This window comes from Xenorhabdus griffiniae, from assembly GCF_001028135.1.
Taxonomy (GTDB): Bacteria; Pseudomonadota; Gammaproteobacteria; order Enterobacterales; family Enterobacteriaceae; genus Xenorhabdus; species Xenorhabdus bakwenae.
Genome location: NZ_LDNM01000003.1, coordinates 69063 through 93638 on the forward strand (window position 1 = coordinate 69063; position 24576 = coordinate 93638).

The 24576-nt window shown below is 44.3% G+C and carries 18 protein-coding genes and 2 tRNA genes; 9 read left to right on the forward strand and 11 right to left on the reverse strand.

The features are described from left to right. Positions 1 to 321 precede the first annotated feature (321 nt). Positions 322 to 3702: an indolepyruvate ferredoxin oxidoreductase family protein gene (locus tag AAY47_RS00445; protein WP_047766288.1), complete on the forward strand. Its 3381-nt coding sequence runs from the start codon at positions 322 to 324 to the stop codon at positions 3700 to 3702. 88 nt (positions 3703 to 3790) lie between these two features. Here AAY47_RS00445 and AAY47_RS00450 read toward each other — a convergent pair whose 3' ends face one another. From AAY47_RS00450 to orn, 4 genes are all read right to left on the reverse strand, one after another. Beyond that, positions 3791 to 5227, reverse strand: coding sequence for an NAD(P)/FAD-dependent oxidoreductase (locus AAY47_RS00450; protein WP_047766289.1), 1437 nt, complete (start codon positions 5225 to 5227; stop codon positions 3791 to 3793). A gap of 364 nt (positions 5228 to 5591) precedes the next feature. Then, positions 5592 to 5667 (reverse strand) — tRNA-Gly (locus AAY47_RS00455). Positions 5668 to 5721: 54 nt separating this feature from the next. Continuing rightward, positions 5722 to 5797, reverse strand: a tRNA-Gly gene (locus AAY47_RS00460). A 217-nt stretch (positions 5798 to 6014) separates the two neighbouring features. Then, complete coding sequence (gene orn, locus AAY47_RS00465; RefSeq protein WP_047766290.1) at positions 6015 to 6560, reverse strand: oligoribonuclease; 546 nt, start codon at positions 6558 to 6560, stop codon at positions 6015 to 6017. 123 nt (positions 6561 to 6683) lie between these two features. On the opposite strand from orn, the gene rsgA reads away from it, so the two are divergent. The 6 genes from rsgA (at position 6684) to AAY47_RS20230 (ending at position 13258) form a co-directional block, all read left to right on the forward strand. Next, positions 6684 to 7742, forward strand: coding sequence for a small ribosomal subunit biogenesis GTPase RsgA (gene rsgA / locus AAY47_RS00470; RefSeq protein ID WP_047766291.1), 1059 nt, complete (start codon positions 6684 to 6686; stop codon positions 7740 to 7742). Between the two features lie 94 nt (positions 7743 to 7836). Continuing rightward, a complete protein-coding gene (gene asd, locus AAY47_RS00475) occupies positions 7837 to 8742 on the forward strand; it encodes an archaetidylserine decarboxylase (RefSeq protein ID WP_047766341.1) in 906 nt (301 codons plus the stop codon). 40 nt (positions 8743 to 8782) lie between these two features. Beyond that, positions 8783 to 12127 (forward strand): miniconductance mechanosensitive channel MscM, encoded by a 3345-nt coding sequence (mscM, locus tag AAY47_RS00480; RefSeq protein WP_047766292.1) that lies wholly within the window; start codon positions 8783 to 8785, stop codon positions 12125 to 12127. A 228-nt stretch (positions 12128 to 12355) separates the two neighbouring features. Next, positions 12356 to 12526 carry a hypothetical protein gene (locus tag AAY47_RS22515; RefSeq protein ID WP_161803404.1) on the forward strand — a complete coding sequence of 57 codons (171 nt, stop codon included), beginning with the start codon at positions 12356 to 12358 and terminating at the stop codon, positions 12524 to 12526. Then, positions 12523 to 12798 (forward strand): DUF2931 family protein, encoded by a 276-nt coding sequence (locus tag AAY47_RS00485; RefSeq protein WP_047766293.1) that lies wholly within the window; start codon positions 12523 to 12525, stop codon positions 12796 to 12798. The genes AAY47_RS22515 and AAY47_RS00485 overlap by 4 nt, the downstream gene beginning before the upstream one ends. After that, a complete protein-coding gene (locus AAY47_RS20230; RefSeq protein ID WP_072059715.1) occupies positions 12791 to 13258 on the forward strand; it encodes a DUF2931 family protein in 468 nt (155 codons plus the stop codon). Before AAY47_RS00485 ends, AAY47_RS20230 begins: the two co-directional genes overlap by 8 nt. A gap of 766 nt (positions 13259 to 14024) precedes the next feature. Here AAY47_RS20230 and AAY47_RS00495 read toward each other — a convergent pair. From AAY47_RS00495 to recQ, 5 genes are all read right to left on the reverse strand, one after another. After that, positions 14025 to 14456 carry a carboxymuconolactone decarboxylase family protein gene (locus tag AAY47_RS00495; RefSeq protein WP_047766294.1) on the reverse strand — a complete coding sequence of 144 codons (432 nt, stop codon included), beginning with the start codon at positions 14454 to 14456 and terminating at the stop codon, positions 14025 to 14027. 300 nt (positions 14457 to 14756) lie between these two features. Further along, positions 14757 to 15110 (reverse strand): DUF805 domain-containing protein, encoded by a 354-nt coding sequence (locus AAY47_RS00500; RefSeq protein WP_047766295.1) that lies wholly within the window; start codon positions 15108 to 15110, stop codon positions 14757 to 14759. Between the two features lie 498 nt (positions 15111 to 15608). Next, the gene (gene yigL / locus AAY47_RS00505; protein WP_047766296.1) at positions 15609 to 16409 is read right to left on the reverse strand and encodes a sugar/pyridoxal phosphate phosphatase YigL; all 801 of its coding nucleotides are present in this window, start codon (positions 16407 to 16409) and stop codon (positions 15609 to 15611) included. Positions 16410 to 16430: 21 nt separating this feature from the next. After that, a complete protein-coding gene (pldB, locus tag AAY47_RS00510; protein ID WP_047766297.1) occupies positions 16431 to 17402 on the reverse strand; it encodes a lysophospholipase L2 in 972 nt (323 codons plus the stop codon). Between the two features lie 45 nt (positions 17403 to 17447). After that, a complete protein-coding gene (recQ, locus tag AAY47_RS00515; protein WP_047766298.1) occupies positions 17448 to 19274 on the reverse strand; it encodes an ATP-dependent DNA helicase RecQ in 1827 nt (608 codons plus the stop codon). A 287-nt stretch (positions 19275 to 19561) separates the two neighbouring features. Between recQ and AAY47_RS00520 the strand changes: the two genes are divergently transcribed. Then, positions 19562 to 20047, forward strand: a complete 486-nt coding sequence (locus tag AAY47_RS00520) for a thioesterase family protein (RefSeq protein WP_047766299.1) — start codon at positions 19562 to 19564, stop codon at positions 20045 to 20047. A 247-nt stretch (positions 20048 to 20294) separates the two neighbouring features. Continuing rightward, positions 20295 to 21185, forward strand: a complete 891-nt coding sequence (gene rarD, locus AAY47_RS00525; RefSeq protein WP_047766300.1) for an EamA family transporter RarD — start codon at positions 20295 to 20297, stop codon at positions 21183 to 21185. A 178-nt stretch (positions 21186 to 21363) separates the two neighbouring features. On the opposite strand, the gene corA is transcribed toward rarD, so the two are convergent. Together corA and uvrD are read right to left on the reverse strand one after the other, a co-directional pair. Then, the gene (corA, locus tag AAY47_RS00530) at positions 21364 to 22314 is read right to left on the reverse strand and encodes a magnesium/cobalt transporter CorA (RefSeq protein ID WP_047766301.1); all 951 of its coding nucleotides are present in this window, start codon (positions 22312 to 22314) and stop codon (positions 21364 to 21366) included. A gap of 88 nt (positions 22315 to 22402) precedes the next feature. Next, positions 22403 to 24568: a DNA helicase II gene (gene uvrD, locus AAY47_RS00535; RefSeq protein WP_047766302.1), complete on the reverse strand. Its 2166-nt coding sequence runs from the start codon at positions 24566 to 24568 to the stop codon at positions 22403 to 22405. Positions 24569 to 24576 lie beyond the last annotated feature (8 nt).

A 24576-nucleotide genomic window follows, 5' to 3' on the forward strand; every position in this document is an offset into this window, starting at 1 on the left:
CTTATGAGTTATAGGTCATTCTTAGAGCCTGCATATCAGGAACGGGCGCCATTATGAACGCGTTCAGATAAGATGGCAAGCCCTTTGCTTTTACTTCCGAGTTAAACGCTCAAAAGATATTCACTCCCGTTTGACACAAAAAATCCCTACCATAACCCCGACAGTTGTCTGGAATACCAAACAGCACGGAGTTAACATTAAATAAACAATTAACCAACATCTAATAAGATTTGTGCTTGTTCTAACGATTTTATGGAAATAGATTAACAATAATTTGCGTTGTTAATTAGATAATTATTCTCTTAAGAGAGGGTCAGGAACATGGCTCGATATTATCAATCTAAATTTGTCACGGGCACTGAGGCGCTGGTTGACCTTCTACTCGCTCAAGCTGAGTTGGATGAAATCCACAATCTCAACACAGCGGGGTTAGTTTCAGGTTATCGTGGCTCTCCTTTAGCCCGCTTAGATCAAACATTATGGCAACACAGCAAACAACTTATCCAAGCCAACATTCGCTTTCAACCTGCCGTCAATGAAGATCTCGCAGCCGATGCACTGATAGGTACACAAAAAGTCGAAACAGACCCTGACAGACAGGTTAACGGCGTTTTTGGTATGTGGTACGGCAAAGGGCCAGGCGTCGATCGTTCCGGTGATGCACTTAAACATGGCAATGCTTACGGCTCCTCGCCAAACGGGGGTGTGCTGGTTATCGTCGGAGACGATCACGGTTGTGTCTCTTCGTCCATGTCCCACCAATCTGATCTCACGATGATGGCATGGAGTATGCCTGTTTTGCACCCGGCATCGGTTGCCGATTATATGAGTGTCGGTTTATGGGGCTGGGCGGCATCACGTGTCAGCGGCGCATGGTTTGGCTTTAAAGCGATCAGTGAAGTTGTGGAAAGCGGTGCCGTCAGAGAAAGCAAGCCATTTCCTGATTATAACGTTCCCCACGTTGATCCTGGACCCGATGGGTTGCATTGGCGCTGGCCTGATCTCCCCGGCCCACAGATTGAAAAGCGATTGGCCTATAAACTAAAAGCCGTCGAAGAGTTCGCTAAACTTAACCCCATTGATTACCTGCTCGCCCCCTGCGAACATCCACACGCTTTATTGGTAACGGTGGGTAAGGCTCATAAGGATGTTATGGAAGCCCTGCGTGTCGGGGGCCTTACACCTTCTGAACTGGCCCAACAAGGCGTCGCTTTTCTCCATATCCGTTTGGTTTATCCTTTATCACCGCTTCTCAGCGAGCTAGCTACCCAAGTCAGTCATATTTTTATTATTGAAGAAAAAGCAGCCATCGTTGAGATGCTGCTGGCTCATCAATTGGTTAAATTACAGAAAATGACCAATCTGATAGGTAAGCATAACCAGCTTGGTCAGAAATTGTTACCCGCTGACGTTGAACTACGCCCTTCACGGGTTGCCGTCCCACTTTCTGGATGGTTACAACAATTCAATTTATTTCTCTCCGTGCCACCCGAATGGTCAACGACGCCCATTCAGCACGATGCAACTTTACCCAAACGTACACCGTATTTTTGCGCTGGATGTCCCCATAGCACTTCAACCCGCTTACCAGACAATAGCCAAGCTCAACCTGGTATCGGATGCCATGTTATGGCGACATGGATGGATCGCAATACCGGAAACGGCCTCTTGCCAATGGGAGGTGAAGGCGTTGACTGGATAGGACATGCCCCATTTGTCAATCGCTCCCATGTCTTTCAAAATCTGGGCGATGGCACCTACTTCCATTCTGGTCACTTAGCCATTCGCCAATCAGTCGCCGCAGGAAGCCACATTACTTACAAATTGCTGTTCAATGATGCGGTGGCAATGACAGGTGGACAACCGCTGGATGGGAATATCACCCTATCGCAAATTGTTTCTTTGATGATTGCTGAAGGTGTGAAAGAAGTAGTTGTCGTGACGAATGATCTTGATAAATACAAAGATAAAAATTGCCTTCCTGCCAAGGTGAAACTCTATGAACGAGATTATCTGGAGGATGTACAGAAACGTCTTCGGGATATCATTGGCGTCACAGTGCTTATCTACGATCAAGCCTGTGCCACAGAATTACGTCGTAAAAGAAAACGGGGGCTGGCACCAAAATTGACGCGGCGCGCCGTCATCAATGAATTGGTCTGTGAGGGATGTGGTGACTGTCAAATACAATCAAATTGCCTGGCCGTAATTCCAGTCAAAACGCCTTTAGGCACTAAGCGCAAGATAGACCAACACGTTTGCAATTCAGATCTGTCCTGCCTGAAAGGATTCTGCCCCAGCTTTATTACTGTCGAAAATGCCAACCCACGTGCGGATCTCAGTAAGATCATCACACAGACTGAGTTAGATAAAATTATCCACAAACTACCTCAACCGACACTGGCTTCTGCCGAAATACCTTATGAAATCCTGTTAGTCGGTATCGGCGGTACTGGTATCGTCACCGCAGGACATCTACTTGCCAATGCGGCGCAATTAGACGGCTGCTTTGTCAGTCTGCTCAATTTTACCGGATTTGCGCAAAAAGGCGGGGAAGCCATAACCCATATTCGGCTATGCCATGACCAGGATAAACTGCATCAAGTCAGGATTGATCGCGGGCGTGCTAATCTGGTTATCGCCGCCGATTTGGTGGCTGCAACAGGGCAAAATGCACGGGAAGTGATGTCAAGGGGATCAACAAAATGCATACTGAACACCCATGAAACCCAGGTCGGCACTATGCTTCGCTCCCCTATGCTGGATTTGGATCACCCCAAAATGCTGGACACCCTGAATCAACATACACAAGTATTACACGCCATTGATGCAGAAATCATGGCTGCACACCTGGTCGGTGACAAAGACCAAACCAATATCATATTAATGGGTTATGCCTGGCAGCTCGGCAAGATTCCAATCACATTAACTGGCATCAACAATGCGATGCAAGAACTGGGAACCTCAGCAGATAATGCCCGACGAGCTTTCTGTCTGGGCCGCATCGCGGCAGCCCAACCCGATATTCTGCAAAAACACCTCAATATTACGCCGCCAGAAAATATAAAAAGTCTGGACGATCTCATTATGCATCGGTATCAATTTCTGGTTGATTATCAAAATGAAAGATATGCGATGCGTTATCTCAGCCGTATAGCCCAGGTTCAAATGGTGACTCAGCAGATCGACGCAGAAGAAATTACTCAATCCGTTGCTGAAAACTTATTCAAGTTAATGGCGTATAAAGATGAATATGAAGTCGCCAGACTCTACGTTAAAACCGGTTTTTTCGATAAGCTCCGCTCACAATTTGATAATACAGAAACCCTCCGCTTTCACCTTAGCCTTCCTCTCTTCAATCGCAAAGATCCCCGTACAGGCCAACGCGGAAAAAAAGAATATGGTTCGTGGATCGTTCCTGTATTCCGCTTTCTTGCCGCATGTAAATCGCTACGAGGCACTGTTTTTGATATTTTTGGCTATCAGGAAGAGCGTAAACAGGAAAGAAATCTGCTGCTTGAGTATGAGCGATTAATTGATTTTTTAATCGAAAAAATGGAACGCAATAATTTGGCAATCTGTCGGCAAATTGCGGAGCTTCCCAATCAGGTGCGCGGTTTTGGGCATGTGAAACAAAAAGCGATGAAAAACATGATGGAACGTAAGGAAATATTGCTGAAAGAATTACAAAAAGTGATGTGATAAAGCGTGTTGGACATTATCAATAATAATGTCCAACACTTTTCGAACCGCGATCAGCTATAGATACAATGTTCATGCCTTCCAAACACTATCCTTTCCAAACACGATAGTAATCACGTAACCGCTTAGTTATCTGCTCATCATGGCAAGAGAATGCAACCAAATCAGGAGGAGGCGTATAGATCGCATCAATAGATTCAACGTGCGCACGATACTTATTGTGTAAACCTTCATGGATTAATTCATCCCATCCTGGCTTAATATTCCAGAGATATTCATAACCCATCGCGACTGTTTGCTGCGCCGCTTCTAAAATAGTTTTCTCTCGGTTAAGTCCCACTAAGGGCCGACGGATAGGTATAAAATCCCCCAGATCAATATCCAGATTAGGCCGCCCCATAAGTGCATTTGCAACATAATCCGCTAAAAGCGGAGATTGATGCAAACCGTCCCGATATGTTCCCGTCACAAGCCACAACCCATCTATGCCACACTCCCCAATCAAGGGAAAACCATCTGCTGAGATGGGTCGATTGCCCACTTGAACAGCAATAATCTCAGATGCAAATAAATCAACGTTTATCTGATTGTAAACGCATTCTAAAAGGAACTGTGTGGTAGCAACTGTTGCATATTTACGAGGTTGGCTGAATACAAGATTGGTCGCACCAACGTAGAGAATACCATCACCACGCGGAACACAATGTAATCCACAAGCAAATGCGCGGTTAGGTGTTCGAATAACTGATGTTGGTAAATCATCGGGATTTTTAACTTTGAGTAAAACAGAAACTCCATGACCCGCAAAAAGCGGAGGGATCTTCTGCACGATAGAAAGCTGGTCTGATAATATATCAAGTGACTGCACTCCTGCTGCAATCACTACTTTATTTGCTGTAAAGCGCACCCCGTCGATGGTTTCAACACCGGTTATAGCCCCCTTTTCTGTAAGAACACGTTTAACATTATTATCAATAAGTTCTCCCCCTTCCTTGAGAAAAGCAGCATCCAGCATTTCAAGCAATATATGGGAATTAAGGGCATTTTCTTCTGAAATATAAATTCCTTTGAGCGAACGTACCAAATCGTTAGCTTTCATTCCCTTAATCGATTGCGGATCGACAACCTCATAGGGTTCATTATATTCACGAAGAATACTTTCTATCGCATCATAATTAACACTATCAACAGCAGCCATTCCTGCGGTATTGAGAATGACATGAGTACCTTTTGCAGTAAATAAAGGACGGGGATCTCCCGAAGATGCGATTAAACGCTGTGCCCATATTGACCAACGCGCTTTCGCGATACAATCCATTTTGAGTTTCAGTTTTCCATAATCGCTCGCAATCAGCCCGCTGGTCACTTCACCAAAACAGCCATTCATTGCCCCCGCAGCTTTTGACGCTGCATTGCTACGATCAAGACGTCCCAACCTGCATATTTTCAATTGGCGACTAGCCAGTTCATAAGCAATCGAACCTGCAATAGCACCAGATCCTACAACAATAACATCATACTTCATCGGCTCTATCCTTGTTCACATTGACAGATAAACATCCTTAAGAAACCCTTAAGGACAGATTAGAGATGCTTTGCAGATAACTGGATTATGGAGAGCTTCCATCATACGTTCACTCCCATTGCAGGGAGATTACGTTAAATTGATTTCTATGAGTGATTATAACGATCAATTCAATCTACCAAAGGATTTTAATATTCGTCAACATGAATATGACAGAATCGCAACATTGTAACTGAGCAAATTTCAGTACCGCTGAATATTCAGAAAGTTGTTGGCTTTGGTTGGAATTTTGAAAACAAAAAAACGCACTTAGGCGCTTTTCTTATGACTTGCAGACCTGGTTAGCAATCTACCGTCTTGAATTTGGAGCGGGAAACGAGACTCGAACTCGCGACCCCAACCTTGGCAAGGTTGTGCTCTACCAACTGAGCTATTCCCGCATTTTGTACGGCTTGCATTAAGCCTGACTTGAAATACCCGAATAAATTTTAATTTGGAGCGGGAAACGAGACTCGAACTCGCGACCCCAACCTTGGCAAGGTTGTGCTCTACCAACTGAGCTATTCCCGCATATATTCTGGCATATCGTACAGTTGAAATTTTTCATCGGTACGGGGAGCGCATTATACGAGAAATTATGCCGCTGGCAAGTCCCACAACACAAAAAATTGTATTTTCCCTCCGATTGATGATTAAACCAGCAAACAATCCGCTTAACCATCAATACAGAGATTGATTTACATACAAATCTTATATCAAATACCGTTCTTTATTTTTAGATCACATTTTATTTTTGGATAAAATGCTCACGGTAATACACCAATTCAGCAATGGATTCCCGGATATCATCCAGGGCCTGATGGGTATTTTTCTTACTGAATCCTGACAGCATCTCAGGCTTCCAACGACGGGCCAATTCCTTAAGCGTACTGACATCCAAATAACGGTAGTGAAAATACTTTTCCAACTCTGGCATATAACGAAACAGGAAACGACGATCCTGTCCCACGCTATTGCCGCAAATGGGTGATTTTCCTGCCGGCACCCATTGTTCCAGAAAGGCAATAGTTGCTTTTTCAGCTTGCGCATCATCAAACTGGCTCTGCTTTACACGTTCTACCAATCCACTCGCAGTATGCGTCCGTACATTCCATTCGTCCATCAATGCCAATTGCGCATCCGGCTGATGAACCGCAATCACAGGCCCTTCTGCAAGGATATTCAATTCCGAATCGGTGACAATAGTTGCCATTTCAATTATGCGATCGCGCTCGGGATCTAACCCCGTCATCTCTAAATCTATCCAGATAAGATTGTTCTCACTTTTTGACATGATATATCCTAGTTTCCTTCAAAAGAGGTAGTCTGTATCTGTGAGGTATCATAACGGTTTTGATCACTCACAGCGATGATCAGCAAGATAGATGAAATATAAACAAAAAATAAGTGAGGTTCGGTGGCTAAAAGTAAACTCTCCAAAGGGCAACAACGCCGTGTGCAAGCCAATCATCAGCGCAAGCTGAATAAGGCCGATGCTCAAAAGTCAGAAATGGATGACAGCCAGTTTGGTGAGCCACAAGAAGGGCTGGTGATCAGCCGATTCGGGCAACATGCCGATATTGAGGCAGCCGACTCTTCTATACAGCGTTGCAATATCCGTAGAACAATCCACTCATTGGTCACGGGTGATCGCGTTGTATGGCGCCCCACGCTGCAACTCCAGTCTGATGTCAAAGTGAATGGTATTGTAGAAGCGGTCCATGAACGTACTTCCGTTCTTACTCGTCCTGACTACTATGATGGCATCAAACCCATTGCATCAAATATCAACCAAATCGTGATAGTTTCCGCTATTTTGCCTGAACTCTCACTGAATATTATCGATCGCTATTTAGTCGCCTGTGAAACACTCAATATCGAGCCTCTGCTCGTACTCAATAAAATCGATCTGTTGGATGCCGAGAGCCGTGAGTGGGTTAACGATGTCATGGATATCTATCGCCATATCGGTTATCGCGTACTGGAAGTTTCCCGCTATACCGGCGAGGGTATCCCTGAACTCACCACGATGCTGACTAACAAAATCAGTATCTTTGCAGGCCAATCTGGCGTCGGGAAATCCAGCTTACTCAATACCCTGTTGCCCGACATGAAAGAAGATATCCTGGTCAATAATGTCTCAGATAACTCAGGTCTCGGGCAGCATACCACGACCACCGCACGTCTTTACCATTTCCCACTGGGGGGAGATGTGATCGACTCTCCAGGTGTCCGTGAGTTTGGCCTGTGGCACCTAACGCCAGAACAGGTTACACAAGGTTTTATCGAATTCCGCGAATATCTGGGGGGGTGCAAGTTCCGTGATTGCAAACATCTGGACGATCCGGGATGTGCCCTAAGAGAAGCATTGGAACAAGGCACCATTGCTCAGGAACGCTTCGAAAATTACCACCGGATTCTGGAAAGCATGGTACAGGTTAAACCACGCCGAAATTTCACAAGCGCTCACAAATAAGGCAATAATTAATGATACCCTGACATTAAAAATAATGGCAGGTACAATAGCCGACTTTTGTCCAATTTGCCAAGAAGAGATCCAAGAGGTTGACGTGCTGGATAATTTTAAAATCAGTCTACAATATTTACTGCCAAAACAATGCATTACAAAACTGGCAGGTTGGTTTGCCAATAAAAAAGCGGGCTGGCTGACACAGCTTGCAATCAAGGCTTTCGCTAAGGCCTATAAAGTGGATATGAATGAGGCAAAGGATCCTTCATTCACGGCTTATTCAACATTTAATGAATTTTTTGTTCGCCCTCTTAAGGAAGGCATTCGCCCTATCGCCAATGAAATCCACCAATTGGCTCTACCAGCAGACGGCACCGTCAGCCAGCTTGGGGCGATCCGCGAAGATCAGATTATTCAGGCTAAAGGCCACTATTACACGATAGAAGCATTGCTGGCAGGGCAGTATCAACTGGCCGAACAGTTCCGTCATGGTCAATTTATCACGACTTACTTATCACCAAGGGATTATCACCGTGTCCACATGCCATGTGATGGCGTGCTCAAGGAGATGATCTATGTCCCTGGTGATCTGTTCTCAGTAAACCCATTGACGGCAGCCAATGTGCCAAACTTATTTGCACGTAATGAACGCGTCATCTGTTTATTTGAGACAGCGTTTGGTCCCATGGTGCAAATTCTGGTTGGTGCGACCATTGTTGGCAGTATTGAAACTGTCTGGAGTGGCTGTGTCACACCTCCGCGTGAAGGCATCATCAAGCGTTGGACCTACCCTACAGAAGGCCAAGAAGGCGTCATCTCCCTCAAAAAAGGCGAGGAAATGGGACGCTTCAAGCTGGGTTCAACCGTGATCAATCTGTTTGCTGCTAATCAGATTAATTTTGCCAACCACTTATACAGTGGTTCACAAACCCGTATGGGAGACATGATGGCGCAGACTGCCACATCAGAAGAACCCACAGTAAATAACGATGAATCAATGAATTAAAGGTATCATCAACTAATTTATAACCAAGGAGCCCCTTATTGTGCGCCTGATTATCAGTCTACTTCTCAGCCTCTTAATTGCGAGCCAGGCTTTTGCTTCTGTGTCCCCGTTGGATGAAACCCAACTAAAACAAGAGCTGAAGCAGGTTGGAGGCAGTAAACGCTCACAAGATTCTGAAATCGCACATGCACTTCAAGGGGCAATAAATTGGGTTAATGATACAAAATCCGCCAATGAGCGTACCCAGAAGTACCGACAGGCAATTGATGAATTTCCTAAAATCATCAAAGATCTGCGCCAAAAAATCCTTGCTGAAAACAATGCTGCTACTTCCATTCCGGCCAATCAACCTATCAGCAATTTAGAACAGCAAATTATCCAGACCAATAATGAATTACAGGAACAAGGACACCAATTACAGCGCGAACAGGATAAACTCCGAGAAATCAGTGATTCCATGAGTCAATTGCCTCAACAACAGGCTGAGGCAAAGCGTTTGCTTGCTGAGGCAACTTCCCGGTTCCAGTCTCTGGATTCACCTTCCACGCCACTGGCCAAAGCGCAATTAGCGTTGGCGCAAGCAGAAGTCAATGCGCGTAGGGCTATGGCTGATGAACTGGAGATAGCTCAACTTTCTGTCAATAATCGTCAGGAGATTGCGCGCATACGCGCAGAATTATACAAAAAACGCTATCAACGGCTGGATCTTAAACTCCAGCAATTACGCAGCCTGTTAAATACCCAACGCCAGCAGAAAACGGAATCTGCACTGGAGTATACAGAAATGCTGGCGGAGCAGAGTGGAGAAAAATTGCCAACGTTTTTGCAGGATGAACTCCAGCAAAACCGCCAATTATCGCAAATGCTCAATCAACAGGCCCTGAGAATGGAAGCCATTGGCTCAAAACAGCGCAAGGCCAATAGCGAAATTCTTTTTGTTCTCCAAACACTCAATACTATCCGTGAACAAGCACAATGGCTAAACGATTCCACTGCGCTTGGCGAAACCTTGAGGGCGAGAGTCACCCATATTCCCGATATGTCAAAATCCCAGCAAATTGACAGGGATATTGTCGAATTACGGGTCGAAAGACTGAAATATGAGGAAATGCTGGAAAACCTGCAACGGCCTCCTGAGCAAACATTGCCCTTATATCACACGCTGATGCCAGAGCAAAAGAAGGTCTACGAATCACTTATCCGCACCAAGAAAGAGCTATTAAATTCCCTGCTATCAGGATATGACAATGAGATACTGGAACAGACTCAATTCAAGGTCATCACCAACAAATTAAATGATGCCCTGAAAGAAGTTCAGGATGCTACCCATCGCTATCTGTTCTGGGTAGCGGATGTCAATCCTATATCGCTCAATTATCCATTGCAGGTGGTGCAGAATCTGACGCTTCTGTTATCTCTGGATACGTTCTCTCAATTGGGTGCCGCCATCCACAGCATGTTGACTAAACAAGATACTCTGCTCTATTTGCTGGGGACTTTATTACTGGTCATTTTTAGTGTTAGCTCACACCGCCAGTATCATGCTTTTCTTGAGCGTTCGAGCAACCGCATCGGTAAAGTGACACAAGATCATTTCTCTTTGACTATGCGCACCGTTTTTTGGTCTGTTGTTGCGGCATTACCGTTACCAATGCTTTGGTCAGCCATTGGTTATGGATTGCAAAACGCATGGCAGTATCCGATGGCTACCGCAATAGGTAACGGTGTACGTGAAACCACCCCCGTTCTGTGGGTCTTTATGCTCAGTGCGGCCTTTGCCCATCCCAATGGCTTATTTATCGCCCACTTTCGCTGGCCGGAAGAACGTATCAAGCGAGCGATGCGTTTCTACCGTCTTTCCATTTTCCTGATCGTGCCCCTGATGATGGCATTGATCACTTTTAATCATTACAAAGACCAGGATTTTATCGCAACCCTCGGCAGGCTCTGTTTCATCATGCTCTGTATCTCGCTGAGTCTGGTCACCAGCAGCTTAAAACGCGCCGGCATTCCACTCTATATGGACAAACATGGTTCAGGCGAGAATATTGTCAGCTCTGTTCTATGGTGGATACTCCTCTCGGCCCCAATCTTAGCGGCACTCGCTTCGATCCTGGGTTATCTGCAAACCTCACAAGCACTATTAGGCCGTCTGGAAACCTCCGTCGCTATCTGGTTCTTCCTGCTGGTCGTTTACCACATTGTCCGTCGATGGATGCTGATCCAGCGCCGTAAGATCGCTTTTGAGCGGGCAAAACAACGTCGTGCGGAGATATTGGCCCAGCGAGCCAAAAGTGAGGAAGATGCTGGCAATATTAATAGCAGTGTAGAAGGTGCAATCGAAGTTGAAGAACCCGTCATCGATTTGGATGCCATCAGTGCCCAATCGTTAGGATTAGTACGTTCAATCCTGACAATGATAGCACTGGTTTCACTTATCCTATTGTGGTCTGAGTTACATTCAGCGTTCTCTTTTCTTGAAAATATCCGGCTTTGGGACGTGAGTACAACCATCAACGGTGTTGATAGCGTTCAGCCAATTACCCTGGGTTCCGTATTAATTGCAATCTTAGTTATTGTCATTACTACACAGCTTGTCCGTAACTTGCCAGCCCTGCTGGAACTCGCCCTGTTACAGCATTTAGTGCTGACACCGGGAACCGGTTATGCCATTACGACACTGACCAAATATAGCATTACCCTCATTGGTGGCCTGGTGGGTTTTTCACTGGTGGGTATTGAATGGTCAAAAATACAATGGCTGATTGCTGCAATGGGGGTTGGGCTGGGTTTTGGCTTACAGGAAATTTTCACCAATATTATTTCTGGCCTGATCATCTTATTTGAAAAACCGATCCGCATTGGTGATACCGTGACTATCCGTGGTCTGACAGGCAGTATCACGAAGATCAATACGCGGGCAACAACGCTGTCTGATTGGGACAAAAAAGAGATTATTGTTCCCAACAAGGCCTTTATTACAGAGCAATTCATCAACTGGTCACTGTCTGACACAATCACGCGTATCGTCCTGACAATCCCTGTGCCGGCTGATGTTGACTCTGCAAACGCCACCGACATATTAATGTCTGCCGCCAAAAGTTCGCCCTTTATTCTCGATAACCCGATGCCGGAAGTGTATTTAGTGGATTTGCAACAAGGCATTCAGATTTATGAACTACGTGCTTATGCCGCAGAGATGGGGCATCGTATGCCTGCCCGTCATGAAGTGCATCAACATATTTTGCAGGAATTCCGCAAACATGATATCACCTTGCCATTCCCACCATTCCAGGCACGGGTTGATATTTTTGGACAAGAGATCCGCAGTGCTACAACTAACTTCACGGGCCGTAATCCCCCACGCAGGCCGGGAGAACTATAGCCTATGCCAATCTCACCACATGTCCAAACGCATACCTTTTTAAATTAGCGAATACCTATGCTTTCAGGCTACGGGAGTTTAGGTTCGCCACCCGAAGGTGATCCTGACAGGCGAGGGATCGTTTTGTAGAAAAAGATATTAACGGTCAGGCAGGAGAGAGCCATCACTCAGGGAAAGGCTATCAGGCAAGGTCAAAAACCTGAATCTTTTACTTTGGAGGAACTTACATTGATATGGTCTAAATATACCCATTTTTCAGCACATTGGAATAATGTGAAAACAAAAGATAATAAAATCAAAGGTGATATTTATCCGGCAGAAATTGCTTATGCGAACCGTCCTAATCGTGATTGGCGCAGAACTATTTTTGATAACAATGGAAAGGACATCTCAAAATGAGAAAAAAAGCATTAATTTTATTGATTATGATAGGGCATATTCTGCTGATATTAGGTGGATTTGCTTATATATACATTAATGAACTTGCTAAAGCGTTTGGGTACTCAGAAAATCGTGTCGTGAATTACAAACCCATTGTACGCAACAGTGAACCACTGCCTTATGATAAATGGAGATTCCAATTTATTACCCCAGAATATTTTTATGCCAGTATTAGTTTTGTTCAATTTTTGGATGAAGATAATTATATTGTGCAAAAAATTTATGCCTGATGGAGCAGATTCAGATTTTAGAAGTGTGAATTCATGGAGTAAGAAGTTAGGAGGGGGGGCTAGCGGAATTAAAAATCATGGTGAAGCCTTACCTCAGTCATTATTAGTTTGCTGGGATTCGGTGATTGATAAAAAAACCTACCAAACAAAATTTATTTTTACACCAGATGTCCGAAAACTGATGAGAAAGCCTTCTGCCGGGCACTCAGTTAAAAATCGTGTATTCTATCGAGATACCTTATTTATTGGCCTAGCTCCTGGTGGAACTGCTAAGGCTTGGTTACGGGGTTATGATAAAAACGATGGCAATAATATTTTGATTGCTATAGGAGAGTCAGTTTCTGGTGATGAAATGACTGTATGCCAGAATAAGACAAAACACCCCGATGGATATAGTGAATATTCTGAGGAAATAAAATCCTTTATCAAAGGGAAAAAATACCCCTATGGAGAATGGTAAAACGGCCATTTTGAAATCGCCTCAACATCAGAAGTTGGCATGATTTCTGATGTTGGAACTTGAGACCAATCCAGAGCGAGGGCGAGAACGTGAACGTTTTATGAACACAATTGGAGCAAAAATAACTAAGAAAATATTAGCATTGTTACTTTGCTCAAGCATGATATTTGGATTAACTGCTTGTCACTCTTATCCGTCCGGAAAGCGGGTAGTGACCTATAGCTGGATTAACGCAATAAGTGCAACATGCGACCCGATATAGGCTTCCATTGGCGTCAGCCCATTTAAAATCTTTCTTGGTGTCATATTCAGCCTCAATTCCATATCGCTGATACCTTACCCCGTCAGTGGGCTAAAAGCGGTTCCCTTAGGCCATTGGCGACGAACTAAACCCTTTGTAGCAAGAGTTTATGGTTTCACATATATAAGTAAAAAAGGGAAACAAGTAGATTTTGAGGAGAATGTGGAGGCTTATGACGCAGAAAAAAAAGACTGCATTTGGAAATAAACGTGACGTTGTTTAAGATTTTGTGTAATCGCCATTTCATGTTAAATGAGACCGTCTAGGCGGTCTTATTGGAGGCGTGCCCGAGATACAGCAAGAGAATTAAATAACGCCAGGATATATCAGTCCATTATACCTAATATCTATGATTTTTGATTTGGATAAGATTTTCTTTTAAAAGGAGGGACCGTAATCCCAACTTCCAGAAGAAAATATTTCCTTTTAATTAGCTCAAAGCAACGATGATGAAATCAAATAACATTAATGGCGCATACCGATTGCCAATCGATTCATCCCATTCATAAGCACAATCGCAAAAGTCAAATCAGAAATTTCCTGATCTGTGAAATGATCTTTTAAGGGTAAATAAGCATAATCGTCTGCGTGTGTGGTCACAACGTGAGTCAATGCCTCGGCCCATTCCAACGCCGCTTTTTCACGGGGAGTAAACTGACTACTCACTCGCCAACCGGCTAATTCAGCTAACCGACGTTCTGCCTCTTGATTTTCGCGCAAAACTTGCGAGTGTTTATTTAAGCAGAAAGAACAACCATTGATTTGAGATACACGCAAATAGATCAATTCAACCAGTTGCAAACCTAACGGACTATTTTCCAGACCTTCTTTTACCGCACGAAAACCTTGCAGTAACTCTGGAGATAAGTTGTAGTAGGCGAGACGCAATTTACTCATAAATAATACTCCTTATATTAATATTCCAAGAAACTATATTAAAAACACTTACATTAAGTAAAGGAGAAAATTATTTTTTATAAGACCAAATCATTTAAGCAATAAAACGCATAAAAACCCGTCATTCAAAGAGATAAATATAATCCACTGAATTAATTATTCAGTAAAGTAACTATCAAAAAAAACGCCACACAAGTAATAAGTGGCATTTCATCTTACATGGCAAACTAAATAGTTAACATTTCAATTCACCGATTTATAGACAGTAATTTAAAATGATCAGGGATATATTTTCCGATATTAAGACATTCTTCTTGGATCAGGACCGTATTCATTATTACCCTGAGTACCTTTCAACAGAGTAAAAACGAATACAAGAATGCTGGCTACAGGAACAAAGGTAAATAAAATCCACCATCCAGAACAGTTAATATCATGCAGTCGGCGTATTGTTACAGCAAGATTTGGAATAAAAGTAACAATGATATAAATCCCCAACAATGCAATACCGGCAGTATCATTAATTGCTGAACCCAATACTAAAAGAACAAAGGCTACAATAATGTTCAATAACTGGAACATCCAATATTCTTTACGACGGGCACGGCCAGAAAATTCAGCATAATTCTTTAAAACACTAAAATACCAATTCATAATGTCACTTTGTTTAAATTAAATGATATAAAATAAAAATAGGCAAACTATAAAGGATGATAGATTCTATACTCATTTATCTTTTTATGTCCACAATTCATGATTCGTTGATAGATGGCTCCTTATTCATGTCATTATTAGATAATGAATTAAAAAATACTTCCAAATGTAAAATTAGAAACAGGAACAATATAAACCTCTTTAACTCATATCAAAGTTATGCATAAATCTATCCGAAAAATAAGAGCAATTATGTTACTATAAACTATAGCTACATCCACAAGATTCACTAATCTGTAATTCGAGTTCAAACTCCCGCGCTTGAGCTGTCCTATTCCATATTCTTAATATTTCAATGGCAGTTTTAGCCATTTTATCGATGGGCTGACACACTGCGATTCAAAAAATTGGACATGTTATAGGAAAAATACCTAACACGATAAAAAAACAGCATCACGCCGGATGCTGTTTTTTAAGCCATGATTTAAATTATTAGCTTCACACCTGATACATTTTCCGTAAATAACAAGAAACGGCATCCTCCGCGTTGGAACCAATGACTTCCATATCAGGCAAAATATCTTTTAAGCGCTGATGCGCTCCCTGCATGATACAGCCTTTACCGGCCGCACTTAACATTTCTCGATCGTTCATACCATCGCCAAAAGCAATGCAGTCATTTAATTGATACCCGATCAATTGGCAAACTTGCTCCAATGCATGACCTTTAGAAACACCACCAGCCATCACTTCCAAACAATTCCTCAGTGAAAAACTGACATTAACCCTTTCCCCCCAACGCGCTTTAATCCTCTCTTCCAAATCCACCAAATAATCATGATCTTCACTGGTGTAATAAACCTTGCATACGCCATCCGTGGAAAAATTATCGCGCTGAAAAAGTTGGTAATGGAAAACGGACTCCTGAAAAAACGCTTTCTGTTCAGGTGATTCTCTATTTATTAGCCAATCATCGTTATTGAAATAATTAGTCAGGATATCTGGATTATCAAACTCCAATAAACACAAATCATGGGCAATATCCGGATCTAAGTTATGGCTAAATACCAATTCATCCTGGGGATTGTGAACCCTTGCACCGTTGGAAGTGATCATATAAGCATCAATGCCTAATCCATCACGGATCTGTCCCACATCAATATGATGCCGCCCTGTTGCAAAAACAAAATGAATCCCTTGTTCCGTCAATAAGTTCAACGTTTCCTTGGTATACGGGGTTAATTTATGGTCGGGAGATAACAAAGTGCCATCTAAATCTGAAGCAACAATATGATACATGGTTATAGTTCCTAAACTAAATCAGTTCTGGTCAAAAAAATCACAAATTGCATTGAGGCCCTGCGCTCGCAATACATCTTTTTCGAACAGGATTTCGTGATGAGCCCCCTGGATAATCAGGGGATTTTGGTGCGATGCACAAAAAGCCAATAACTCCCGATGACTGACTATCTTATCTTCACTTGCTTGTAATACGATGAGTGGAGTTTGAATTTTGCCCGCATTTTCAATCAGATTATCGCCCATCAGCATACTTTCACGCATCCAATGGTAAGTCGGCCCCCCAAGGCGCAATTCAGGATAATCAGCATAGTAACGCAAATAACGCTGATAACGCGCATAACTGTGCGTTAATAGATTGATAAAATAGGGTAATGGCTGCCATTGCCCCGTTGACAGGGCATAGGCGTTACGTCTTTTGATACTGGGTTCCGCCTGATTAACCAGAAAATTCGCCAACCAGCGCGGCATGGGTAAGTTAATACCAAACATCGGCGCACATAACGCCACAGCACGAAAAATCGGTTCCTGGTAACGCACCAGAAAACGGCTCAAAATTGCGCCCCCCATTGAATGGGCCAGAGCATAACAGCGATGAGACTGACGAGGTGCTACTTCAAGCTCAATAAATTTAACTAAGTCATCCACATAATGATCGAATTCTTCAACATGGCCTTTTTGTCGATCGTCTAACATTCTCCCTGAACGGCCTTGCCCACGATGATCAATAATGAAAACATCGTAACCCAGATGATAAAAATCATAGGCAACTTCAGTATATTTCACGTAACTTTCACTACGGCCAGGCAAAACGACGAGTGTTTTGTCATGATGGAAGGAACAAAAGGAGACATAATGGATGGAAATATCATCAACTCCTACAAATTGCCGTTCTTCCCTTGTTTGCCAAAAATCCAGTAATAGTCCATTCGTAAAGGCTGAGAACTGAGGTTCACGGTTTAACCAGCTGGCTTTCAATATCTCAGATACCATGCGTTATCCTCAGTTCACTGTCCTTTAGTTATTCAAATCTTTCAGTTACTCGAATTCTTCAAAATGCTCTCGGATTAAGGTCATAAATGCATCACCAAAACGCTCTAATTTCCGCTGACCAACGCCATTAATCAGCAAAAGTTCATCTGGCGTTATTGGGCACTGCTCTGCCATCTCAATTAACGTGACATCATTGAAAACAACAAAGGGTGGAATATTGTTTTCATCAGCAATGGATTTACGCAATTTGCGTAACTTAGCAAATAATTTGCGATCATAATTGCCACTGTATGATTTGTTTTGCTGATTGCGGCTTTTCAAGTTTTGGATACGTGGTACGGCAAGTTGCAGAGACACTTCGCCACGTAATACAGGCCGTGCAGCCTCTGTCAATTGCAGCGCAGAATAGTTGGCAATGTTTTGGCTGATAAGCCCCAGGTGAATAAGCTGACGCAAAACGCTCATCCAATGTTCCTGACTCTGCTCTTTACCCATGCCATAAACAGGCAGCTTGTCGTGCCCAAAATCTCTAATGCGTTGATTATTCGCACCACGTAGCACTTCTACAATATAGCCAATCCCAAAACGTTGTCCAACGCGATAGATGCAGGACAGCGCTTTCTGTGCTTCGACCAGACCGTCGTAACGTTTGGGAGGATCAAGGCAAATATCACAGTTGCCACAAGCTGTTTGGCGGCTTTCCCCGAAATAATTCAACAATACCAAGCGACGGCAGGTCTGCGCCTGTGCAAATGCGCCCATAGCATTGAGTTTATGCCGCTCAATATCCTGTTGTTCACCAGTAGGTTTTTCCTCTAAACAGCGACGCAGCCATACCATATCCGCAGGATCGTAAAACAGCACGGCTTCCGCCGGTAAGCCATCTCGCCCAGCCCGGCCTGTTTCCTGATAATAAGATTCGATATTACGGGGAATATCAAAGTGCACAACAAAGCGCACATTAGGTTTGTTAATTCCCATACCAAATGCAACCGTTGCTACTACGATCTGCAAATCATCTCGCTGGAAGGCATCTTGTACCCATGCCCGTTGACTGTTTTCCAGCCCCGCATGGTAAGGCGCAACACTTAACCCCCGCTTTTGCAGACGCACTGCGGTTTCTTCCACTTTATTACGGCTATTGCAATAGATAATGCCACTTTTTCCCTGCTGGCCTCGGACAAATGACCAAAGCTGATCAAGCGGTTTGTATTTTTCAACTAAAGTATAGCGAATATTGGGACGATCAAAGCTGCTGATATGGATAATCGGCTCATGCAACTCCAATAAACGTACGATATCCTGACGGGTCGCTTTATCTGCTGTAGCGGTTAGTGCAATCACTGGAAGCTCGGGGAAACGACGACGGAGTTGCCCTAATGCTCGATATTCTGGGCGAAAATCATGCCCCCATTGAGAAATACAATGAGCTTCATCGACAGCCAATAAAACAGGCGGCCAGTCGCGGAGCTGGTCAAGAAAGTTATCCGTTACCAGCCGTTCAGGCGCGATATAGAGCAGTTTAATACTTCCCTTACGACAACGTTGAATGATATCAAATTGCTGTTCACGATTTTGAGTTGAGTTCAGGCATTCCGCTTCAACGCCATTCGCACGCAGCTGATCAACTTGGTCTTTCATCAATGAAATGAGTGGAGACACAACCAGAGTCAGCCCATTTTTAACCAATGCGGGGATCTGGTAGCACAGTGACTTACCGCCTCCCGTTGGCATAACCACCAGACAGTCGCGTCCGTCAAGAACGGCGTCAATCACTTGCTGCTGCCCCGGACGAAATTGCTGGTATCCGAATGTTTTTCGTAATGCTTGTTCAGCCAGCGAGGCCGTGCTGATAAGTTCTGCGGTAGACACGCCTTTCCTCGATCGTTAGATACTAATCCCTGAAAAAGCCTGAAAACAGGCTATAAAAATACAGTAGCGATCCGATCGCCTGTATATAAAAAATTACCGTTTATTCTACACGCTATATGGTTATTTTTTGTAGTCCGTTTTTTCCCCCCCTGAATTGTTTCTCGAAGCGCTTCACAGACTGGCAAAGACGATAATGAAAGCATAGACTTAACAAGAAATTAACTATATAAATTCATTTAGCACCCGTTAATTTTACTTTTTATTATCAGATTATCAGGAAAATCACCATGGAAAATACTCAGCCAGTAGACACCCTCTTAACGCCAGAAGAAGCCCGTAAATTTATCGGTGAAATCTTTGTTTATCGTATGCCATTCAACCGCCTGTTGGGTCTCGAACTGCTCCGCTTCGAGCAAGACTACGCAGAACTGCAATTTTGTTACCAAGAAAAATTGGTAGGTAATATGATCCATAAAATTCTACACGGTGGTGCTATTGCTTCCATATTAGATGTTGCTGGAGGGCTGGTTTGTGCTGGCAATGCATTAACATCCATTGAAACAATGACCATCGCCGAGATCCAAAAACGTCTAACCACATTAGGCACTATTGATTTGCGCGTGGATTATCTGCGCCCAGGACGTGGTGAAGTATTTACTGCCAGTTGCAATCTTATCCGCGCAGGCAATAAAGTTTCTGTCGCCAGAATTGAATTGCATAATGAAAAACAAGTGCATATCGCTAGTGCCACGGGAACTTATTTGGTTGGTTGATGTTTTCAAACCCTAATACCTAAAACGAATACCCCACTCATGCCCAGAATACAAACTTAAAATAAATGAAGGAATTAATAATTTAGCATAAAGTGCTATTTGGCTAAGTGGAAAATTTAATTTATTATTCATGCGATTAACTACTTGTAAATCATTCATCCCAATGACAAATTGTATAGGTCTATGAGCTATCACCTTAACCAGCTCTTCTGATTTTCTGAACATTTTCTAAATATTCAAGGATATTATGAGTAACCAACAGACTGCCAAAGGTATCTTGTATGCCTTGGGGGCTTGTCTTATTTGGGGATTTGCGCCCATTTACTTCAAAGCCATACAATATGTGCCCCCCGATGAAATCGTATCACACCGTGTTATATGGTCAGTTTTTTTTATGGTACTGTTGCTGACAGTGACTCGTCACTGGCGCCAGACTTGGGCTGTTGTTCGCCAGCCAAAGATACTGCTATTACTAGGTATCACTGCCTTCACTATTACCAGTAACTGGCTTACCTATATCTGGGCAGTCAATAATGGGCACTTGCTGGAAGCGAGTCTGGGGTATTTTATTAGCCCACTGGTTAATGTGCTGTTTGGTATGATATTTCTTGGTGAACGTTTTCGCCGTATGCAGTGGGTTGCCGTAGGATTGGCCTTTACCGGTGTATTGATCCAGCTATGGCAGTTCGGTTCTGTACCGGTGATTGGTTTGTACTTAGCGACGACGTTTGCTGTCTATGGGCTGATCCGCAAAAAATTGGGGATTGATGCACAGACGGGGATGTTGATTGAGACAAGCTGGGTATTCCCTGTCGCCCTAATTTACCTGCTGTTTTTCACCCATAGTCCAACAAGTAATATGTTGGATAATACGTACTCTTTGAACCTTATGTTGATTGCTGCCGGTATTATTACGACGGTGCCACTGCTGCTCTTCACCGCAGCCGCTACGCATCTGCGTTTATCTACGCTGGGCTTCTTCCAGTATCTTGGCCCGACATTGATGTTCTTGTTGGCAACGCTAGTTTATGGCGAGGAAATTGGTCCCGATCGTTTGATGACGTTTGGCTTTATCTGGGCTGCCCTGATTTTGTTTATACTGGATGCGCTCTATACGCAACGTCGTTTACGGCAGTAGCCAACTTCCTCCAACAAGCACCCGTATCGATAAAATGTCTAAACTGACCCAAGGTATTAGCGAAAATTCGGGTCAGTTTCTTCATAAATTAAATCGATTTCAACTTGCAGTATCACGACATCCCTCCTCCAGAAACATAGATAACCATGTAACTGGAGACAGATAGCTGGTGAGATGATTACAGCCAATTTTTGCGTTTGAAGTAGAGATAAGGGGCCAGGCCCGCTGCTATCATCAATCCAATCGCCGCAGGATAGCCGAATGTCCAATGCAGCTCCGGCATAAATTCGAAGTTCATACCGTAGCTGGACGCGACTAATGTTGGTGGCAGGAATACCACCGAAACCACCGAGAAAATCTTGATAATTCGGCTTTGTTCGATGTTGATAAAGCCCATCGCCGCCTGCATCAAGAAGTTCACTTTCTGGAACAGGGATTCGTTGTGCGGCAGCAAGGATTCAATATCCCGCAGTATTTCACGAGCCTGTTCCAACTGATTGGCTGGCAAGCGGGCACGGCGCACAAGGAAGTTCAGCGCACGCTGGCTATCCATCAGACACAAACGGACTTTCCAGCCAATATCTTCCTGTTCAGCAAGGTTAGACAAAGCAGAATCAAACTCATCGCCCTGTTTGCCTTTCATAATGACCCGACTCAGAGATTCAAGCGCACTATAGATGTTTTCAATGACATCAGCCAATTGTTCGATTTTGGTTTCGAACAAGTCCATCAACAGTTCATAGGCATTTCCATCAACCATCGTCTGGTTACGGGCACGCATTCGGTATAATCGAAATGCAGGGAGTTCACGCTCTCGCAATGTGTAGAGACGACCGTCACGGATGGTAAATGCGACTGTCGAGTTGCCAGCATGGTCTTCGGCATCTTCAAAGTAGAAGAATGAATGGACGTGCATACCATCTTCATCTTCAAAAAAACGGGCTGATGCCTCGATGTCATCCAACTCGGTGCGGGTCGCCAGGGCTTGTCCTAGCTCATTCTGGACGCGGAGGCGATCATCATCCCCCAGCCCCACTAAATCTACCCACATGGAATCAGATAACTTATCACCTTCTTCAAGTTCAAGACGGAGCAGGCGATTATTCTCTAATTTAAATGCGTTCAGCATGTACCATAAGTCTCCTTATACTCCCTACGCTTATCGTAAGGCGCAAATGTTACGCTTAGAAGAAAAAGTCTGTCAACATTCAACCGGATTATTGGCCTGTTTCGAGTCGGGCATAAGCGGCCACCAACCACTTAATGCCTTCGCCCTGAAACGCGATTTGCAAGCGGCAATGCTCCCCACTGCCTTCTATATTGATAATCGTCCCTTCACCAAATTTGGGATGGCGTACACGCTGTCCAAGTGCATAACCACTGTCATTGGCACTGACAGGCGTACCCAGTCGTCTGTGGCTGACCGGACGGGATACCGTTGCCCGCAAGCGAACTTCTGCCACGCATTCTGTCGGTAATTCTCCAATAAAACGAGATGGGCGATGATGCACTTCCTTGCCATATAAACGACGGCTTTCCGCATAAGTCAGCGTCAGTTTTGCCATCGCCCGGGTAACGCCTACATAGGCCAGACGACGCTCTTCTTCCAGCCGACCGCCTTCTTCGATGGACATCTGACTCGGAAACATGCCCTCTTCCATACCGACAATAAAAACTTGCGGGAATTCCAAACCCTTCGCTGAGTGCAAGGTCATCAGTTGCACTGCATCCTGATAGGCATCTGCCTGACCTTCCCCCGATTCAAGTGCGGCATGGGAAAGAAAGGCTTGCAATGGCAGCAGGTTTTCATCTTCATCCTGATAGCTGAATTGGCGGGTTGCCGTGACCAATTCTTCAAGGTTTTCGATACGCGCTTGCGCCTTTTCGCCTTTCTCCTGTTGATACATCGCCCATAGGCCAGAATCACGGATAATGCGATCGGTCTGCACATGCAACGACATCTCCTGCGTTTCCGTTTCCAGCGCATCAATCAATTCGATGAAGCGTTGCAGCGCAGATGCCGCACGGCCAGCCAGCACTTTTTCCTGTATCAATCCCTGACTACTTTCCCACAAGGTTTTTTGCTGATCCCGCGCCACCTGGCGCACAACATCAAGCGTTCTGTCACCAATGCCACGCGTCGGGGTATTCACCACACGTTCAAAAGCAGCATCATCGTGACGGTTTGATACCAGACGCAAATAAGACAAGGCATCTTTGATTTCCTGACGTTCGAAGAAACGCTGACCACCATAAATGCGGTAAGGCATGGAAGCCTGCAACAAGGCTTCTTCCAGTACGCGGGATTGGGCATTACTGCGATACAGGATCGCACACTCTTTCAGTGCACCGCCATTATCCAGCCAATGCTTGATACGGCCGACAACATAACGGGACTCATCCAATTCATTGAAGGCGCAATAAAGCGAAATTGGCTCTCCCTCGCTGCCTTCTGTCCACAAATTCTTGCCCAAACGATCACTGTTATGAGCAATCAGGACATTGGCCGCTTTCAGGATATTACTGGTCGAACGGTAATTCTGTTCCAGACGGAGCGTTTCCGCTCCCTGAAAATCCTTGAGGAAACGCTGGATATTTTCTACCTGCGCACCACGCCAGCCATAAATGGACTGGTCATCGTCTCCGACAATCATGACCTTACCGCTATCACCAGCCAGAAGACGAATCCAGGCGTATTGAATGCTGTTGGTATCCTGAAATTCATCCACCAGAATATTCGTGAAGCGTTCACGATAATGTTGCAGGATTTGTGGCTTATTCAGCCAAAGTTCATGGGCGCGTAGCAACAATTCAGCAAAATCCACCAGCCCTGCGCGGTCACACGCTTCCTGATAAGCCTGGTAGATTTTCTGCCAAGTTGCCTCTACCGGATTGCCATAGCTTTCAATGTGTTGTGGACGCAATCCTTCATCTTTTTTGCCATTGATGTACCACATCCCCTGACGGGAAGACCACTGTTTTTCATCCAGATTCATCGCTTTGATGATACGTTTGATGAGGCGGTGTTGATCTTCGCTGTCAAGGATCTGAAAATCCTGCGGCAGATTTGCATCAAGGTGATGAGCGCGCAGCAAGCGGTGAGCAAGTCCATGGAATGTACCGATCCACATTCCGCCCTGGCTGGTGCCAATCAGGTTTTCGATTCGGTGCCGCATCTCAGCAGCCGCTTTATTGGTAAACGTGACTGCCATAATGGAAAATGGCGAGGCATTTTCAACTGACAGTAACCAAGCGATCCGATGTACCAACACGCGCGTTTTACCACTGCCAGCCCCAGCCAGCACCAGCATGTTACTACGGGATGCGGCGACCGCTTCACGTTGTTTATCATTGAGGCTTTCGAGCAGATAAGAAACGTCCATAATTACCG

Excerpts from the sequence above, each read along its gene's own strand:
- AAY47_RS00495 (WP_047766294.1), bottom strand. The coding sequence starts at position 14,456 with ATGAGTAAATTGCGTCTCGCCTACTACAACTTATCTCCAGAGTTACTG.
- rarD (WP_047766300.1), top strand. The coding sequence starts at position 20,295 with ATGAGTAACCAACAGACTGCCAAAGGTATCTTGTATGCCTTGGGGGCT.
- AAY47_RS00450 (WP_047766289.1), bottom strand. The coding sequence starts at position 5,227 with ATGAAGTATGATGTTATTGTTGTAGGATCTGGTGCTATTGCAGGTTCG.
- yigL (WP_047766296.1), bottom strand. The coding sequence starts at position 16,409 with ATGTATCATATTGTTGCTTCAGATTTAGATGGCACTTTGTTATCTCCC.
- AAY47_RS00485 (WP_047766293.1), top strand. The coding sequence starts at position 12,523 with ATGAGAAAAAAAGCATTAATTTTATTGATTATGATAGGGCATATTCTG.
- AAY47_RS00500 (WP_047766295.1), bottom strand. The coding sequence starts at position 15,110 with ATGAATTGGTATTTTAGTGTTTTAAAGAATTATGCTGAATTTTCTGGC.
- orn (WP_047766290.1), bottom strand. The coding sequence starts at position 6,560 with ATGTCAAAAAGTGAGAACAATCTTATCTGGATAGATTTAGAGATGACG.
- corA (WP_047766301.1), bottom strand. The coding sequence starts at position 22,314 with ATGCTGAACGCATTTAAATTAGAGAATAATCGCCTGCTCCGTCTTGAA.
- uvrD (WP_047766302.1), bottom strand. The coding sequence starts at position 24,568 with ATGGACGTTTCTTATCTGCTCGAAAGCCTCAATGATAAACAACGTGAA.
- AAY47_RS00445 (WP_047766288.1), top strand. The coding sequence starts at position 322 with ATGGCTCGATATTATCAATCTAAATTTGTCACGGGCACTGAGGCGCTG.
- pldB (WP_047766297.1), bottom strand. The coding sequence starts at position 17,402 with ATGGTATCTGAGATATTGAAAGCCAGCTGGTTAAACCGTGAACCTCAG.
- AAY47_RS20230 (WP_072059715.1), top strand. The coding sequence starts at position 12,791 with ATGCCTGATGGAGCAGATTCAGATTTTAGAAGTGTGAATTCATGGAGT.
- AAY47_RS00520 (WP_047766299.1), top strand. The coding sequence starts at position 19,562 with ATGGAAAATACTCAGCCAGTAGACACCCTCTTAACGCCAGAAGAAGCC.